Annotated in this window: 15 protein-coding genes; 9 read left to right on the forward strand and 6 right to left on the reverse strand. The window is 75.1% G+C overall.

Annotation, left to right across the window (positions count from 1 at the left end; genetic code table 11):
• Window positions 1-53: 53 nt before the first annotated feature.
• Together AC07A4_RS37425 and AC07A4_RS37430 are read right to left on the reverse strand one after the other, a co-directional pair.
• Window positions 54-1,094, reverse strand: a complete 1,041-nt coding sequence (locus tag AC07A4_RS37425; RefSeq protein ID WP_478607949.1) for a hemolysin family protein — start codon at window positions 1,092-1,094, stop codon at window positions 54-56.
• Complete coding sequence (locus AC07A4_RS37430; protein ID WP_478607951.1) at window positions 1,091-2,419, reverse strand: hemolysin family protein; 1,329 nt, start codon at window positions 2,417-2,419, stop codon at window positions 1,091-1,093. Before AC07A4_RS37430 ends, AC07A4_RS37425 begins: the two co-directional genes overlap by 4 nt.
• A 410-nt stretch (window positions 2,420-2,829) precedes the next feature.
• Here AC07A4_RS37430 and AC07A4_RS37435 point away from each other — a divergent pair, with 410 nt between their 5' ends.
• Window positions 2,830-3,405: a TerD family protein gene (locus AC07A4_RS37435; RefSeq protein WP_478607953.1), complete on the forward strand. Its 576-nt coding sequence runs from the start codon at window positions 2,830-2,832 to the stop codon at window positions 3,403-3,405.
• A 23-nt stretch (window positions 3,406-3,428) separates the two neighbouring features.
• Here the strand turns inward: AC07A4_RS37435 and AC07A4_RS37440 are convergent, their stop codons facing one another.
• Entirely contained in the window at window positions 3,429-4,364 is a 936-nt protein-coding gene (locus tag AC07A4_RS37440) for a M56 family metallopeptidase (protein ID WP_478607956.1), read from the reverse strand.
• Window positions 4,365-4,370: 6 nt separating this feature from the next.
• Window positions 4,371-4,775: a BlaI/MecI/CopY family transcriptional regulator gene (locus AC07A4_RS37445; protein ID WP_478607958.1), complete on the reverse strand. Its 405-nt coding sequence runs from the start codon at window positions 4,773-4,775 to the stop codon at window positions 4,371-4,373.
• A gap of 255 nt (window positions 4,776-5,030) precedes the next feature.
• On the opposite strand from AC07A4_RS37445, the gene AC07A4_RS37450 reads away from it, so the two are divergent.
• A complete protein-coding gene (locus AC07A4_RS37450; protein ID WP_478607961.1) occupies window positions 5,031-5,672 on the forward strand; it encodes a hypothetical protein in 642 nt (213 codons plus the stop codon).
• A gap of 9 nt (window positions 5,673-5,681) precedes the next feature.
• Here the strand turns inward: AC07A4_RS37450 and AC07A4_RS37455 are convergent, their stop codons facing one another.
• Window positions 5,682-7,652, reverse strand: a complete 1,971-nt coding sequence (locus AC07A4_RS37455; protein WP_478607963.1) for a right-handed parallel beta-helix repeat-containing protein — start codon at window positions 7,650-7,652, stop codon at window positions 5,682-5,684.
• 169 nt (window positions 7,653-7,821) lie between these two features.
• On the opposite strand from AC07A4_RS37455, the gene AC07A4_RS37460 reads away from it, so the two are divergent.
• A complete protein-coding gene (locus tag AC07A4_RS37460; protein ID WP_478607966.1) occupies window positions 7,822-9,168 on the forward strand; it encodes a sensor histidine kinase in 1,347 nt (448 codons plus the stop codon).
• The gene (locus tag AC07A4_RS37465) at window positions 9,165-9,935 is read left to right on the forward strand and encodes a response regulator (RefSeq protein ID WP_478607969.1); all 771 of its coding nucleotides are present in this window, start codon (window positions 9,165-9,167) and stop codon (window positions 9,933-9,935) included. Before AC07A4_RS37460 ends, AC07A4_RS37465 begins: the two co-directional genes overlap by 4 nt.
• 4 nt (window positions 9,936-9,939) lie before the next feature.
• Here the strand turns inward: AC07A4_RS37465 and AC07A4_RS37470 are convergent, their stop codons facing one another.
• Window positions 9,940-10,425, reverse strand: coding sequence for a phospholipase (locus tag AC07A4_RS37470; RefSeq protein WP_478607970.1), 486 nt, complete (start codon window positions 10,423-10,425; stop codon window positions 9,940-9,942).
• Window positions 10,426-11,069: 644 nt separating this feature from the next.
• On the opposite strand from AC07A4_RS37470, the gene AC07A4_RS37475 reads away from it, so the two are divergent.
• The 5 genes from AC07A4_RS37475 (at window position 11,070) to AC07A4_RS37495 (ending at window position 14,833) form a co-directional block, all read left to right on the forward strand.
• Window positions 11,070-12,218: a sensor histidine kinase gene (locus AC07A4_RS37475; protein ID WP_478607972.1), complete on the forward strand. Its 1,149-nt coding sequence runs from the start codon at window positions 11,070-11,072 to the stop codon at window positions 12,216-12,218.
• 4 nt (window positions 12,219-12,222) lie between these two features.
• Window positions 12,223-12,897: a response regulator transcription factor gene (locus AC07A4_RS37480; protein ID WP_478607975.1), complete on the forward strand. Its 675-nt coding sequence runs from the start codon at window positions 12,223-12,225 to the stop codon at window positions 12,895-12,897.
• A 50-nt stretch (window positions 12,898-12,947) separates the two neighbouring features.
• The gene (locus tag AC07A4_RS37485; RefSeq protein WP_478607978.1) at window positions 12,948-13,790 is read left to right on the forward strand and encodes a DUF4097 family beta strand repeat-containing protein; all 843 of its coding nucleotides are present in this window, start codon (window positions 12,948-12,950) and stop codon (window positions 13,788-13,790) included.
• Between the two features lie 231 nt (window positions 13,791-14,021).
• Window positions 14,022-14,447, forward strand: coding sequence for a nuclear transport factor 2 family protein (locus tag AC07A4_RS37490; RefSeq protein ID WP_478607980.1), 426 nt, complete (start codon window positions 14,022-14,024; stop codon window positions 14,445-14,447).
• Window positions 14,448-14,512: 65 nt separating this feature from the next.
• Entirely contained in the window at window positions 14,513-14,833 is a 321-nt protein-coding gene (locus AC07A4_RS37495; RefSeq protein WP_478607983.1) for a nuclear transport factor 2 family protein, read from the forward strand.
• Window positions 14,834-14,835 lie beyond the last annotated feature (2 nt).

Below are 14,835 nucleotides of genomic sequence, written 5' to 3' on the forward strand. Positions count from 1 at the left end.
GCGGGGGGTGGTTCGCGCGGGGCGCAGGACGGGCGGCCGTCCGGCCGGGTGTGCTACGCGGCGGCGGGCTGCGGATCCGGGTCCGGGGCGGGCCCGACCAGTTCGGACAGGACGTCCTCCATCGTCACGAAGCCGATGACGGTGCCCTTGTCGCCCGTGACGGCGGCGAGATGGCCGCCCATGGCGCGCAGCGCGGTGAGCGTGTCGTCGAGCGGGGTGTCGATGCCGACGCGCGTCAGCGGGTGCAGCGCGGCGCGCGGGAAGGGCTGCTCGCGGTCGGTGACGCCGAGGGTGTCCTTGATGTGCAGATAGCCGAGCAGCGTCTGGTCGGCGGCGGTGACCGGGAAGCGGGAGAAGCCAGCCCGGGCCGCGACGCGCTCCAACTGGGCGGGGGTGACGGCCTCGTCGACGGTGCGCATGCGCGCGGCCGGGACGAGGATCTCGCCGACGGGCCGGGTGCCCAGCTCCAGGGCGTCCCGCAGCCGCTCGCCGTCCAAGCCCGCGAGCAGGCCCGCCTGGCTGGAGTCCATGACCATGCGGGCGAGCTGGTCGTCGGTGAAGACGGCCTCGACCTCGTCCTTCGGTTCGACCTTCAGGAGTCTCAGCAACGCGTTCGCGAACGCGTTGACGCCGAAGACCAGGGGCCGCAGGGCGCGGGTGAGCGCGACCAGGGGCGGCCCGAGGACCAGCGCGGTCGCCTCGGGGGCGGCGAGCGCGAGGTTCTTGGGCACCATCTCGCCGACCAGCATGTGCAGATACGTCGCCGCCGCCAGGGCGATGACGAAGGCGATGGGGTGGACGAGCGCGCCGGGGACGTGGGCCGCCTGGAAGGCGGGCTCGAGGAGGTGGGCGATGGCGGGCTCGGCGACCGCGCCGAGCACCAGCGAGGACACGGTGATGCCGAGTTGGGCGGTCGCCATCATCGCGGAGATGTGCTCGATGCCCCACAGGGTGATCCGGGCCCGGCTCTCGCCCCGCTGCGCCCGGGGTTCGATCTGGCTGCGGCGCACGGAGATCAGGGCGAACTCGGCGCCGACGAAGAAGGCGTTCGTCAGCAGCGTCAGGGCGCCGACGAGGAGCTGCACGGTGGTCATCGGACGTCCTCCAGGACCGGCCGCGCCACCGGCGCGGTGACGCGGACCCGGTCGGCGCGGTGGTGCTCGACGGCCTCGACGGCCAGCGTCCAGCCGTCGAGGTCGACGGTGTCGCCGACGTCCGGGATGCGGGCCAGGCGGGTGGCGATGAGCCCGGCGACGGTCTCGTACGGGCCTTCGGGCGCCGTCAGGCCGATCCGGGTGAGCTGGTCGATGCGGACGCCGCCGTCGGCCTCCCACACCGCCGTGCCGTCCTCGCGCCCGGCGGCGGGCCACAGGTCGGGGGCCTCTTCGGGGTCGTGCTCGTCGCGGACCTCCCCCACCACCTCCTCGACGATGTCCTCGACGGTGGCGACGCCCGCCGTGCCGCCGTACTCGTCGATGACGACGGCCATGGTGCGGGTCGCCCGCAGGCGCTCAAGGAGCCGGTCGGCGGGCAGGGAGTCGGGCACCAGGAGCGGTTCGCTGGCGAGGTCGGTGACGGGGGTGAGGCGGCGCGCGTCCGGGTCGAGGGCGAGCACGTCGCGGATGTGGACGGTGCCGATGACCTCGTCGAGGCTGTGGCGGTAGACGGGGAACCGGGACAGGCCGGTGGCGTAGGTGAGGTTGGCCGCGTCCTGCGCCGTGGCGTGGGCCTCCAGGGCCCGCACGTCCACGCGCGGGGTCATGACGTTCTCGGCGGTCAGCTCGCTCAGGTGCAGGGTGCGCACGAACAGTTCGGCCGAGTCCGCCTCCAGGGCGCCCTCGGCGGCCGAGTGCCGGGCAAGGGCGACCAGTTCGTCGGGGGTGCGGGCGGAGGCAAGCTCCTCGGCGGGCTCCAGGCCGAGGCGCCGCACGAACCGGTTCGCGGTGTTGTTCAGGTGCCGGATGAAGGGCCCGAACGCGGCGGTGAAGCCGCGCTGGGGGCCCGCGACGACCTTGGCGACGGCCAGCGGGCGCGAGATCGCCCAGTTCTTGGGCACCAGTTCGCCGACGACCATCAGGACGACGGTGGAGAGCGTGACCCCGAGGACGGTGGCGACGGCGGGGGCCGCGCCGCCGAGCCCGGCCGCGGTCAGCGGCCCGCGCAGGAGCACGGCGAGGGACGGCTCGGCGAGCATGCCGATCACCAGCGAGGTGACGGTGATGCCGAGCTGCGCGCCGGACAGCTGGAACGTCAGGCGGCGCACCGCCTTCAGGGCGCCGGGCGCGCCCCGCTCGCCCGCGTCGGCGGCGCGCTGGAGGTCACCGCGCTCGACGGTGGTCAGGGAGAACTCGGCGGCCACGAACACGGCGCAGGCCAGCGTGAGCAGCAGGGCCAGGAGCAGCAGCAGGACCTCGGTCACCGTGCCACCCCCGATCCCTGGCGCGTGGGCTGCGGGCGGGGAATGGCACGGCTGGTACTGGGAGGCTCACCCATCGCGGGTCCGTGGCTCCTTGTCGAGGGTCGGTGAACGCGCCGGGGGTACCGGCGCGAGCGGGTGGGGGAGGCGGCCGGCGCCGCCTCTACACCCACTGTAAAGGAATCGCAAAGCACGCCCTATGGCCGGGACCACACCCGGTCGCTCCGGCGGGCGCGGAGCGGCGGCCGCGCCCCGGGCGCGGTCCGCCCGCGCGTGCGCCGTCGGATCGCGGGGCCCGGCGGCGCAACCTCTCCGCGGCGCCGGGCGTCCTTGACCCCGGGCGTCCTTGCCCCGGGCCTCCTCGCCCACGGACAGGGCGCGCGGACACGACGCGACGAGCGATGGAGGGTGCAGTGGGAGTTTCCCTGAACAAGGGCGGCAACGTTTCGCTGAGCAAGGAGGCCCCCGGCCTCACCGCCGTACTGATAGGCCTCGGCTGGGACGTCCGCACCACCACCGGCACCGACTACGACCTCGACGCCAGCGCCCTGCTCTGCGACGCCTCCGGCAAGGTCGTCTCCGACCAGCACTTCGTCTTCTACAACAACCTCACCAGCCCCGACGGCTCCGTCGAACACACCGGAGACAACCTCACCGGCGAAGGCGAAGGCGACGACGAAAGCGTCAAGGTCAACCTCGCCGGCGTCCCCGCCACCATCACCAAAATCGTCTTCCCCGTCTCCATCCACGACGCCGAGACCCGCGGCCAGAGCTTCGGCCAGGTCCGCAACGCGTTCATCCGCGTCGTCAACCAGGCCGACCACCAGGAAATCGCCCGCTACGACCTCTCCGAAGACGCCTCCACCGAAACCGCCATGGTCTTCGGCGAGCTCTACCGCCACGGCACCGAATGGAAGTTCCGCGCCGTCGGCCAGGGCTACGCCAGCGGCCTGCGCGGCATCGCCTCCGACTACGGCGTCAACGTCTGAACACCTGAAGGCGGCGCCCCGTCTCACAGCGGGGTGGCGGCGTGCAGGATGAGGACCATCGTCACCGCCGAGTTCGCCGATGACATGGCGGAGGCGATGGTCCCGGCCGCCGCGGCCCAGGCCGCGAGCCCCACGGACGTGAACAGCGAGGGCCAGCTGCGCGCCAGCGGCGCCGGGACGAGGAGCGCGGCCACGCGGCGCGGCACCGGGCCCGTGGCGGCGAGCCCCGCGAAGGTCGGCGCGGGTGCCCCCGTGGAGACAAGGGCGGCCGTGCCGATGGCGAGGGCCACCGTCCTGCGGTCGCCGACGGCCCCCGCCGCCTCCTCGTCGGCCCACCGCTCGGTGGTGTACGCCACGGCCGTGCGCAGCGGGCGCAGGAAGGGGTTGGCGCGGGCCGCGAGCCGCACCGCGAGGAGATGGCGGTGGTGGCCCGCCGCGAGGTGGGCCCGCTCGTGGGCGAACAGGGCCCGGCGCTGCGGGGCCTGGAGGCAGGACAGCATGCCCGCGGACACCACGATCCGGTCCCGCGCCCGGCCGCCGGGAAGCGCGTACGCGTAGGGGACGGTGTCGTCGAGGACCACGACCGTCGCGCCGGGCAGCCCCGCGACGGCCCGGTGGGCGCGCTCGCGCACCCGGCGGTGGCGCCACAGCACCCGCCCGCACCCCACGGCCACGGTGAGCAGCACGGGGATGGCCACCTTGCCGACGACCTCCTCGCCCGGGACGGCCTCGCGGACCTCGGGGTCGGACCAGCCGTCGGGCAGCGGGTTGCCGGGGAGCTGGGCGGTGCCCACGACCATCAGCAGGCCGAGGCTCACCGTGCTGCAGGCGGCCATCACCACGGCGACCCCGGTGAGCAGGCGCGTGGCGAGCCTTGGATGCAGGCGCTGTTCGGCCAGGCGCGCCACCGGCCACGCCGTCAGGGGCAGCACCAGCGGCAGGAAGATGAAGACCCCCATGCGGCGTCAGTCGTCCCGCCCCGCCTCGGCGTCGCGCAGCAGCTCCCGCAGCAGCCGCTCGTCGTCGCGCGACAGGGCGGTGACGAAGCTGGCGAGGACCGCCTCGCGGTCGCGCTCGCCGTCGAGCACCTTGCGCATCCGGTGCGCGGCGAGACCGGCCTCGTCGGAGGCCGCGGTCCAGGCGAACGAGCGGCCCACGCGCTCGCGGGTGACCGCGCCCTTGGCGAGGAGCCGGGTGAGGATCGTGATGACGGTCGTGTACGCGAGGTCGCCGCCGAGGCGGTCCTTGACCCAGGCCGCGCTGACCGCCTCGCCCGCCTCGTGCAGGGACGCGAGGACGAGCGCTTCCAACTCGCCCTGCCCGCGCCTGCGGTGCCGCGCCCCGGGTCGGCCGCGTCCGCCGTCCGCCATGCCCCGCTCCCTCCGGTCCGGTCCGCGCCCGTACGACGCGCGCCACATCGTACTGATCCCGTTTCGGGCGGCAGGGACCCAGCAAGATCGAATTCACCCGCACGTGACCGGGAATCGCCCCCGCCAGGCCTCTACATTGCTGTAGATTCTAGTGCCCGAGCGCCACGCGGCCGACGTCGCTCCCCCGCGACTCGGGGGGAGCGCACGGCAGTTGCGCCGCCGGTACCCGACCACCACGAGCGCCAGGAAGAAGACGTGACGAGCCCACGACACCTACGCCCTGAGGACCGGGCCGACTTCGAGTGGGTCCTGAACCTGGCCCTGGACGTCACGGACGTCCGCACCGCCCTGGAGCGGGGCCCGATGGGCCACGACCGCCAGCGGCTGCGGGCCCAGGCGTGGGCGGCGGCCGCCGAGATAACCGCGGCCGCCGCCCCCGAGTACCGGCTGTACCTGCGGGCCCGCGCCTCCGTGGTGCCCGGGCCCCGCGCCGCCGAAGGGACGTTCCCGGTGCGGCCCAAGGCGCGGTCCGGGCTCCTGCTGCCCTCGCTCGCCGTCCTGACGCCGCTGCTCTCCGCCATCGCCGCCGTGGTGTTCCTGCTGCTCGGGTACGGCATCCAACTGGTCACACCCCAGAGCCAGTTGGGCGCCTCACTGGTGAGCGCCGGGTGGATCAGCGCCGTGCTCACGGCCGTCAGCACGGCCGTGGGCCTGTCCGGCCTGCTGACCACGGCGCTGCGCCACCACACCGCGCGGAGCGGGCGCCTGAGGGTCCGCAACCCGGCGGCCGAGCGCGCCCGCGACGCCTGGCAGCAGGCTCTTCTGGAGCGCGGCATGCTCCCGTATCTGCGCGGGCGCCTCGCGCGCGCCCACACGCCCGGCGAGTTCCCCGGCTGACGGCGCCGGTCAGCGCCCCGCGCGCGGGCGGGGACCGGCGTGGGCGAGGACCGCGGCGCAGGCCGGGACCGCCGCGCAGGCGCGGCCCGGGTCCGCGGGCGCCAGCGCGGTGTTGTCCGTGAAGGTCAGCCGGGCGGGGTCGCCGCAGCCGTCGGCGGCGGTGGGCCAGGCGCCTGGGTAGGAGCGGCGGGGGATGGCGTCGGGGACGGCGTCGTCCCAGAAGTTGCGCAGGTAGCGCAGGTCGCGCACGGGTCGTCCGGGCTCGTCGCAGCCCCCGATCGACGCCGGGTAGGAGTGCGCGACGTTCTCCCGCACGGTCACGAAGCGGCTCGCGTCGTCCGTGTACAGGCCGATGGCGAAGTCGCTGCCGCGCGCGTCGGTGACGACGTTGCCCTGGACGAGGGCGCCGTCGGCGTACGACCGGCCCTGGACGCCGCGCAGATACACGCCGCCGCCGTCGGCGAGGACCCGGTTCGTGCGGAAGACGCGGTTGCCGACGATCCGGGTGCGGTGCGCGACGCCGGGCACATCGGTCTCCGCGCCGGACAGGATGCCCGTGTAGGGCACGTCGTTGACCTGGTTGTGGGCGAGGGTGGTGTCCTGCGTGGCGGTGTTCCAGATGCCGGCGGCGCCCCGGTACTCCGCGCCGACGTGGTGCACCCGGTTGTCCGTGACGCGGTTGCCCCGGTGCACGCCCCGGACGTCGGGCGGGAGCACGCCGAGGAGGACGCCGCCGCCGGAGACGTCGGTGAACTCGTTGGCCACGACCGTGTTGTGCGAGCTGCCCCGCGACAGCTCCAGGGCCTGCGCCCCCAGGTGCGTGAAGCGGTTGCCCGCGAGGGTCACGCGCTCGGCGCCCCGCAGGACGACGTTCCCCGGCATGGTCAGCCAGGTGCGCACCCCGGGCCGCTTGTACAGCGTCCACGCGGAGACGAACCCGCCGGGCTCGTCGGGGGCGAGCCAGGTGGCGTGCGCGAAGGTCAGCCCGCGGAAGGCGACGTCCCGCAGCCCCGTCCCGCTCACCAGGGTCCGCAGGACGGGGGCGATCACCTCCGCGCGCCGCATGTCCTCGCCGCGCCGCGGCTGGTAGTGCAGCACGTGGTGGCCCGGGCGCGAGCGGTCCAGGTGCCAACTGCCGCCCGCACGCAGGAAGCTGGGGCTGGCCACGATGTCCGTCGGCCCGCCGAGCGGCTCGCCGTCCTCCTCGTACAGCGCGCGGGCCATGCGCCAGCACGGCTGGTCCATGGTGATCTCGGTGCGCCGCCCCGATCCCTCGATGCCCGCGACGCCGCAGCGGGCGTCCACCCACAGCGGCAGGGTGTAGACGAACTCGATGTCCCGCGCGCCGCGCCACGAGCGGGGTACGGGGCTGTCGGTGACGTATCCCGACGCCGTCTCCCGCACGGTGCCGGGCAGGCCCTTGCCGAGGGCGGCGCGCGGGGCGCGGCGTCCTTCGACGTACAGCTGACGGGTGTGGAGGTTCCCGACGTCGGCGCGCCAGGCGCCGCCCGGCCGCGCCGGAGGCCGCCAGGCGCCGACGCGGCGGCCGCCGCTGAGGGTGACGCGCTCCTGGTGCGACGTGCCGTAGCCGTACGCCTGGTACACCACGCGGTGGCCGCCGCGCCCGGAGTCGGCGCGGCCGTGCAGGCGCAGCGTTTCGCGCAGCCGGTAGGTGCCGCCGCGCAGGTTCACCACCAGGTCCCGCTCGGCGTCCGGCGCCCGCTCGCGCACCGCGCGCTGGGCCCGGGGCAGGGTCGCGAAGGGGCGCTCGGCGGTGCCGGGCCAGGAGTCGCGGCCCCACGGGGCGACGTACAGCTGCTCGGGCCCGGGGTCTGGAGGTCCCGGCGGCGGGGCGGCGCCGGTGGTGAGCGCCGCCGCGAGGGCGCACAGCGCGGCCGCCGTCCGCCGCCCGAGCCGTCCGTGTCGCCCGAGCCGTCCGTGTCGCCCGCGTCGCCCGCGGCCATCCCTGGTTCGTCTCATCCGGCTGTCCCCGCTCCTGGCTCACTGGTGTGGTCGTCGGGACCACGCTGTCCTTCGGGGCGGGGCGTGCGCATCGGCTCATCGGCGCCGGGCGGGGTCATCCTCAGGTAGCACGCGTGACGACCATCGGCCGATGTGCCGCCCGGGGGCGGCTTCCTAGACTTCCGGCGTGAACTTCGGCGAGGCGGTGGCGGCGCCGGTCCCCCTCAAGGCGGCGCGGGGCGCGGACGCGTCCGTGGCGTGGGTGAGCGGCGTCGCGATGTTCGCGGTGACGCTGGTCTTCTACTCCGACGCGGCGGGCGGGTCCGGCGGCTTCGGCCGCGGTGCGGCGATCGTGGCCTGCGCCGCCGTGTCCGCGCTGGCCACGGGGGTGGCGCGACGCGGCACCTGGCCGCTGTTCGCGGCGACCGCGGCGGGCGCGCTGCTCTTCTCCACCTGGCCCGGCTTCCTCGCCGCGTCCTACTACGCGGGCACCACGCTGCGGCGCGGCGGCCACATCGCCCTGTTCGCGGCGGTGGGCGGCGCGTTGCTTGTCGGGGTGCCCGCGCTGCACCGCGCGCTCGGCACCGACTTCGCGCTCGGGCCCGACCACGCGATCACGCCCGTGGAGCGGGGCGTCTCGCCGCTGTTCGTCATCGGCACGCCGCTGGTGGTCGGCCTGTGGGTGCGGGCCCGGCGGCAGGTCGTGGCCGCGCTCGCGGAGCGCGCGGGGCGCCTGGAGCGCGAGCACGCCGCGCTGGCCAGGGAGCACGCGGCCCTGGAGCGCGAGCAGGCCGCCCGCGCCGAGCAGGCGCGCGCCGCCGAACGCGCCCGGATCGCCCGGGAGATGCATGACGTCGTGGCCCACAAGGTGTCCCTGATGGTGCTGCACGCGGGGGTCCTGGAGGTCGCGGCCCGCGACGGCGAGACCGTCCGCACGGCGGAGCTGATCCGCGGCACCGGGCGCGAGGCGCTCACCGAGCTCAGGGAGGTCCTCGGCGTGCTCCGCTCCCCCGACACCGCGCCCGACCCGGCTGACCCGGCCGACCCCTCCGGCCTGTCTGACCTGTCTGACCTGTCTGACCTGTCCGGCCTGTCCGGCCTGTCCGGCCCGCCCGACCCGCGCGCCCCGGCCCCCGGCCTGACGGAGCTCGACCGGCTGCTCGACGCGTCCCGCGCGGCGGGCCTCGCCGTCGAGCTGCGGCGGGAGGGCGCGCCCCGGCCGCTGCCCGGCGCGGTGGAGCGGGCCGCGCACCGTGTGGTGCGGGAGGCCCTGACGAACGTGCACAAGCACGCCGGGCGGGCCTCCGTCGTGGTGACCGTGCGCTATCGCCCGGACAGCCTGGAGGTGGTCGTGTCCGACTCCGCCCCGCCCGGCGCGCCGACGGCGTCCCTGCCGGGCAGCGGCCTCGGCCTGGTGGGGCTGCGGGAGCGCCTGGAGCTGATGGGCGGCAGGCTGCGGGCGGGTCCTGGGCCGGGCGGCGGGTTCGTGGTGCGGGCCCTCGTCCCGGCCGCGGCGCGCCGGGAGGCGCCGTGAGCGGGGCCGGGGCGGGCGCCGGGGACGCGGCGGTCCGCGTACTGATCGCCGACGACGAGGCGTTGGTGCGCGCCGGGCTTCGCCGCATCGTGGAGACCTCGCCCGCGCTGACCGTGGTCGGCGAGGCCGCCGACGGCGCCGACGCGGTGCGGGCGGTCGCGCGGTGGCGCCCCGACGTGGTGCTCATGGACGTCCGGATGCCCGGCGTGGACGGGATCGCGGCCGCCGCCCGCGTGACGGCGGCGGCGGGGGCGCCGAAGGTCGTCATGCTGACCACGTTCGACCTGGACGCGTACGTGCTCGACGCGCTGCGCGCGGGCGCCGTCGGCTTCCTGCTCAAGGACACGCCGCCGCGCGATCTGATCGCCGCCGTCGCCACGGTGGCCGCCGGGGGCGCCATGCTCGCGCCCACCGTGACCCGGCGGCTCATCCACCGCTACGCGACGAGGGGCCCCTCGCGCCGCGCGCGGGCCCGCGAGCGGCTCGCCTCGCTCACCGGCCGCGAGCGCGAGGTGCTGTGCGCCGTGGCCGACGGCCTGTCCAACGCGGAGGTCGGGCGTGACCTGTTCATGAGCGGGGCCACGGTGAAGGCCCATGTCAGCCGCGTCCTGGCCAAGTTGGGCGTGGCCAACCGCGTCCAGGCGGCGATCGTGGCGCACGAGGCGGGGCTGCTCGCCCCCGAGACGGGCCCGCTCGGCCATGAGGCGGGGCTGCTCGGCCACGAGGAGGGCGGGGGCGCCGTGCGGCGCCCCCGCCCCTCACCGTGACGGATCAGGCGGCGTTCTTCTCGCCCTGCGGGGCGACCTTGCCGAGCTTGTCGACGGCCTGGTAGTACGTCCAGGCCAGCGCGTCGCAGGAGACCTTCTTCGCACCGCTGTAGGCGGCGCAGACGCGCTTCAGGTCGGCGTAGAAGGCGCTGTCGACACGGGCCTTGTTGGCGCTGAAGGTGCCCATCTCCTTGTAGTTGCGGTAGCCGAAGTCGTGGCGCGCGCAAGCCGTCTGGAACGGGAAGCCGAACGGGTTGTCCGGGGACGAGGAACAGTAGTCCGTGGACCAGTTGAACTGGTAGGCGCTCCAGGCGCCCTGGTTGTTGCGGGCCGAGACCCAGGTGTTGTAGCTGCCCGCGTCGGTCTGGGTCCAGCGGCTGAGCACCTGCGCCTTGTCCGCGGGGACGGCGGACGCGGGCGCGGCGGCGAGGCCGGTGGTGAGGGTGACGGCGGCGGCGCCCACGGCGAACGCGGCGAATCGTCTGCGCATGAGGGGTTCCTCCTAGTGCGGGGCTCTCGCGAACCCGTTGTGGGGGTCGTGGGGCGGACCGCGCGGGTGCGCGGTCCACGCCCTCCAGTGATCAGCACCGGCCTGACGGCCGGTGAACGTACGCACCGCGCGAGGCTTGCGGCCCGGTGACGGCTTCGGACTCGGCGGCATCTCACCTCTACGCCACCGGAGTTGGCCTGAAACCTCGGTGTCGGCGAAACGAGGAGGCGCGCGCGGAAATCGCATGCGCCCCTCAACTTCGGTGCCGGACTCGCGTAGAGCCGCCCGGAGGCCGCGAGCGGAACTGTCCTGCGACAGGACAGGATTCAGCCGCCGCGACGTGAAAGACCGACGCCGTGACGCGAAAGACCGACTGGTTGGTATGCAAGGTCCCGGCCGGAGGCGGTAGTGCTGGCACTACCCGCGACGCACGCGCCAGCACGCTCGGAGCGGCCCCACCGCCCTGCCTAAGATCAACCGGACCGAGACCGGAGGGGGCGTCATGAGGCCGAGACCACCGCGCGTGCTGGCCGCCCTGCGCCGCTTCGCCCGGGGGCCGTTGCGCAAGGGGCCGTTCAGCCGGGAGACGCTCGACTGCCAGCTGCAGGTGCTGACGACGCTGGCGCTGACCCCCCCTGTACGCCGTGCCCGTCACCGTGTTCTGCCTCGGCGCCGCCCTCACCCCGGTGCTGCTGCTCGGCCTGCCGCTGCTGCCCCTGGCGATGCGGCTCGCGGCCCTGGCCGCGCGGGCCGACCGCCGGCGCCTGTTCCTCCTGCGGGACGTGGCCGTCGAGGAGCCCGCCGCCGTGCCCGGCAAGGGGTGGAAGGAGCGCCTGGAGCGGCTCTTCGGCGCCCGCGCCTGGCGGGAGTTGGGCTACACCGCCGTCATGACCCTGTGGGGCCTCGGCGTGGGCGGGCTCCTCGCGGGGCTCCTCTCGGCGGGCCTGCTGCTCGCGCTCCTTCCCCTCCTCGCGCCCTTCCTGCCCGACGGCTCCGCGCTGCTCGGCGTCCGCGTCGGGTCCCCGGCCCCGGCCCTCGCCTGCGGCGCCCTCGGTGTCGCGGCGCTCGGCTGCGCGCTGTGGCTCGGCGGGCCGCTGGCGCGGGCGGAGTCCGCGCTCATCGAGCGGCTGCTCGGCGCGGGCCGCGTCGAGCACCTCGTACGCCGGATGACGGACCTGGAGGACAGCCGCTCGCGGATGGTCGACGCCGCCGAGCGCGAGCGGCGGCGCATCGAGCGGGACCTGCACGACGGGGCGCAGCAGCGGCTCCTGTCCGTCGCCATGACCCTCGGCCGGGCCAGGTCCCGCTTCGACCGGGACCCCGACAAGGCGCGCGATCTCGTGCTCGCCGCGCACCAGGAGGCCAAGGAGGCCATGCGGGAACTGCGCGACGTCGCCCGCGGCCTGCACCCGGCGATCCTCACCGAACAGGGCATCGAGCCCGCCCTGAGCGCGATCGCGGCCCGCTGCCCGGTCCCCGTCGAGCTGTCCGCGCGGCTCGCGGAACGCCCCACTCCGCGGGCCGAGTCGATCGCGTACTACGTGGTCTGCGAACTGCTCACCAACATCGCCAAGCACGCCGCCGCGAGCCGGGCGGAGGTCGTCGTCGCCCGCGACGCCGACCGCTTGCGCGTGCGCGTCAGCGACGACGGGACCGGCGGCGCCGACCCCGCGCGGGGCTCAGGCCTCAGCGGGCTGCGGGACCGGGTGCGGGCGGTCGACGGGCACCTCGCCCTGTCCAGCCCCGACGGCGGCCCCACCGTCGTCGACGTCACGCTTCCCTGGAGGGCGTAAGGACATGCTGCGCGTCGTGATCGCCGAGGACTCCGTGCTGCTGCGCGGCGGCCTCGCCAAGCTGCTCGCGGACGAGGACATCGACGTGGTGGGGCAGGCGGGGGACGCCGACGAACTGCTCGCGCTTGTCGCCGACACCGCCCCTGACCTGTGCCTGGTGGATGTGCGCATGCCGCCGACGCACACCGACGAGGGGCTGCGCGCCGCCCTCGCCATCCGGGCGGCCGACCCCGGGCGGCCCGTCCTCGTCCTCTCCCAGTACGTGGAGGCGCGCTACGCCGCCAAGCTCCTCGCGCACGGCGGCGTGGGCCTCGGCTATCTGCTCAAGGACCGCGTCGCCGACGTCGACGAGTTCGTGGCCGCGCTGCGCCGGGTCGCCGCGGGCGGCACCGCCCTCGACGCCGAGGTGGTCAGCCAGATCTTCGCCGAGCGGCACCGGCACGACGCCCTGGCGGCCTTGAGCCCGCGTGAGCGCGAGGTGCTCGCGCTGATGGCGGAGGGGCTCAGCAACGGCGGCCTCGCGGAACGCCTGTTCATCTCCGAGCGCGCCGTGGAGAAGCACATCCGCTCCCTGTTCACCAAGCTCGGCCTGCTCCCCGACGACCAGGGCCACCGGCGCGTGCGCGCGGTCCTGCGGTACCTCGAATCGCTGACCGGCACCCCGCTCCCACCGGACTGAGACCTGCCGCTGCCCCGCCCGCCCCGCCCACCGCAGACAGGAGTTCGGACATGCACGAGACCCTCGCCCCTCCCGGCACGGCCGGGCGCCCCCCGGCCCGCCCCGCGCGCCCCGCCCGCTCCCCGCTGCGCCGCGCCGTCCGCGTCCTCGCGCTCCTGACCGCGCTCACGCTGGTCGGCGGCGGCGCCTGGTACCTGTTCCTGTTCCTGGTCACCCGCACCGAGACCGGCACCACCGCGATCGGCCCCGGGGTGCGCGCCGTGGTGGTCGAGATCGACAGCGGCGACGTCCGCGTCGACGTCGCGGGCCGGGGCGAGAGGACCGAGCTGCGCAAGAAGCTCACCTCGTCGCTGCGCTCGCCCGACGAGCGGATCGAGCGGATCGGCCGGGGCGGGCGCACCCTGCGCGTCACCGCCGACTGCGGCGAGGGCATGGGCAGATGCGGGTCCGACTACCGCCTCACGGTCAGGGCCGGCACCCGCGTGCGGGTCGTGACGCGGCTCGGCGACGTGTCGGTGACGGGCGTGCGCGGCTCCGTCGAGGCCCGTACCAAGATCGGCGGGGTCCGCATCGAACACGTCGACGGCGACCGGCTCGTCGGCGCCAGCAAGACCGGCGCGGTCACCCTGAACGACGTCACCTTCGACACCGCCGCTGCCACGTCCAAGCTGGGCGACGTCCGCGTCTCGCGGACCGGCCCGTTCACCCGCCTTCGGGCCGTCACCAAGACGGGCGACGTGGAGCTGCGCCTGCCGCGGACGTCAGGACCGTACGACGTCACCGCCCACACCAAGATCGGGGACCGGAGGGTGGCCGTGGCCCTGGACGACGCGGCGGACACCGCGGTGGAGGCCCGTACCAAGATCGGCGACGTCACGGTCCGCGACGACTGACCCCCGGGGCCTCTCCCCCTGTCTCCGCCCGGTCTCCGCCTTGTCTTCCCCCTGCCTCCCCCTGCCTCCCCCCTTTCTCCGCCCCTTCGCCGCCCCCGCCACCCCGATCTCACCCGCCGTCGACCGCCAACTCGTGGCGGGAATCAGGCGACTGCCTTACGCTCCGCGCCACAGGCGCCCCACACTGGGGCTCCACGACCGAGGTCCGGCGAGAGACGAGGAGTTGGTGAGATGTCCCCGCACTCCCCCGAGGCATCCGCGCAGACCACCCGAGGAGTGATCGACGCCTATCTGAACCGGCTCGCCGAGCGCGACCTGGACGGGGCGGTGCGGCTGTTCGCGGAGTCCGCCGAGTTCCTCGCCCCCGGCTCCCCGCAGGTGCCGTGGTCGGGGAACCACACCGGGCAGAAGGGCGTCATGACGTTCTTCACCACGCTCCACGCGTACCTGCGGCCGGAGGAGTTCACCGTCACGCACATCGTGGTCGACGGCGAGCAGGGCGTGATCATCGGTCATCTACGGGACACCGTCAAAGCCACCGGCAAGCCGCTGACCACGCCCTTCGCCGCCCATCTCACGGTCGTCGACGGCCAGGTCACGCGCTACCACCTGTTCGAGGACACCTACGCCCTGCACCGGGCCGCGACCGGCGACTGACCGCCGCACCCCCGGGCCCCGACCCCCCAGGCCCTCAGGAACACACCCCAGGAGAGGTACGAGAGATGACTGCCGGCGGCATGCCGTCCCACCCGGCCGTACGCGCCTTCGTCGACGCCGTCAACGCCCAGGACCAGGTGGCCCTGTGGGCCGTCCTCGCCAAGGACGCCACCGTCGTCGACGTGGGAACCGAACGCGAGCTCGAGGCGTGGGTGGAGAGAGAGCTGCTCTCCTCCCACGCCCGGATGGAGGTCGTGGGCGAGTCCCCCGACGGCCTGTCGGTGACCGCCCGCTTCCACAACGACATCTGGGGCGACATCGGCACCGCGTGGGAGTTCACCGTCTCCGGCGGGGTGATCCGGGGCTTCGTCACCGGCCCCGGATGAAC

It is taken from the genome of Streptomyces sp. NPDC043996, from assembly GCF_056435225.1.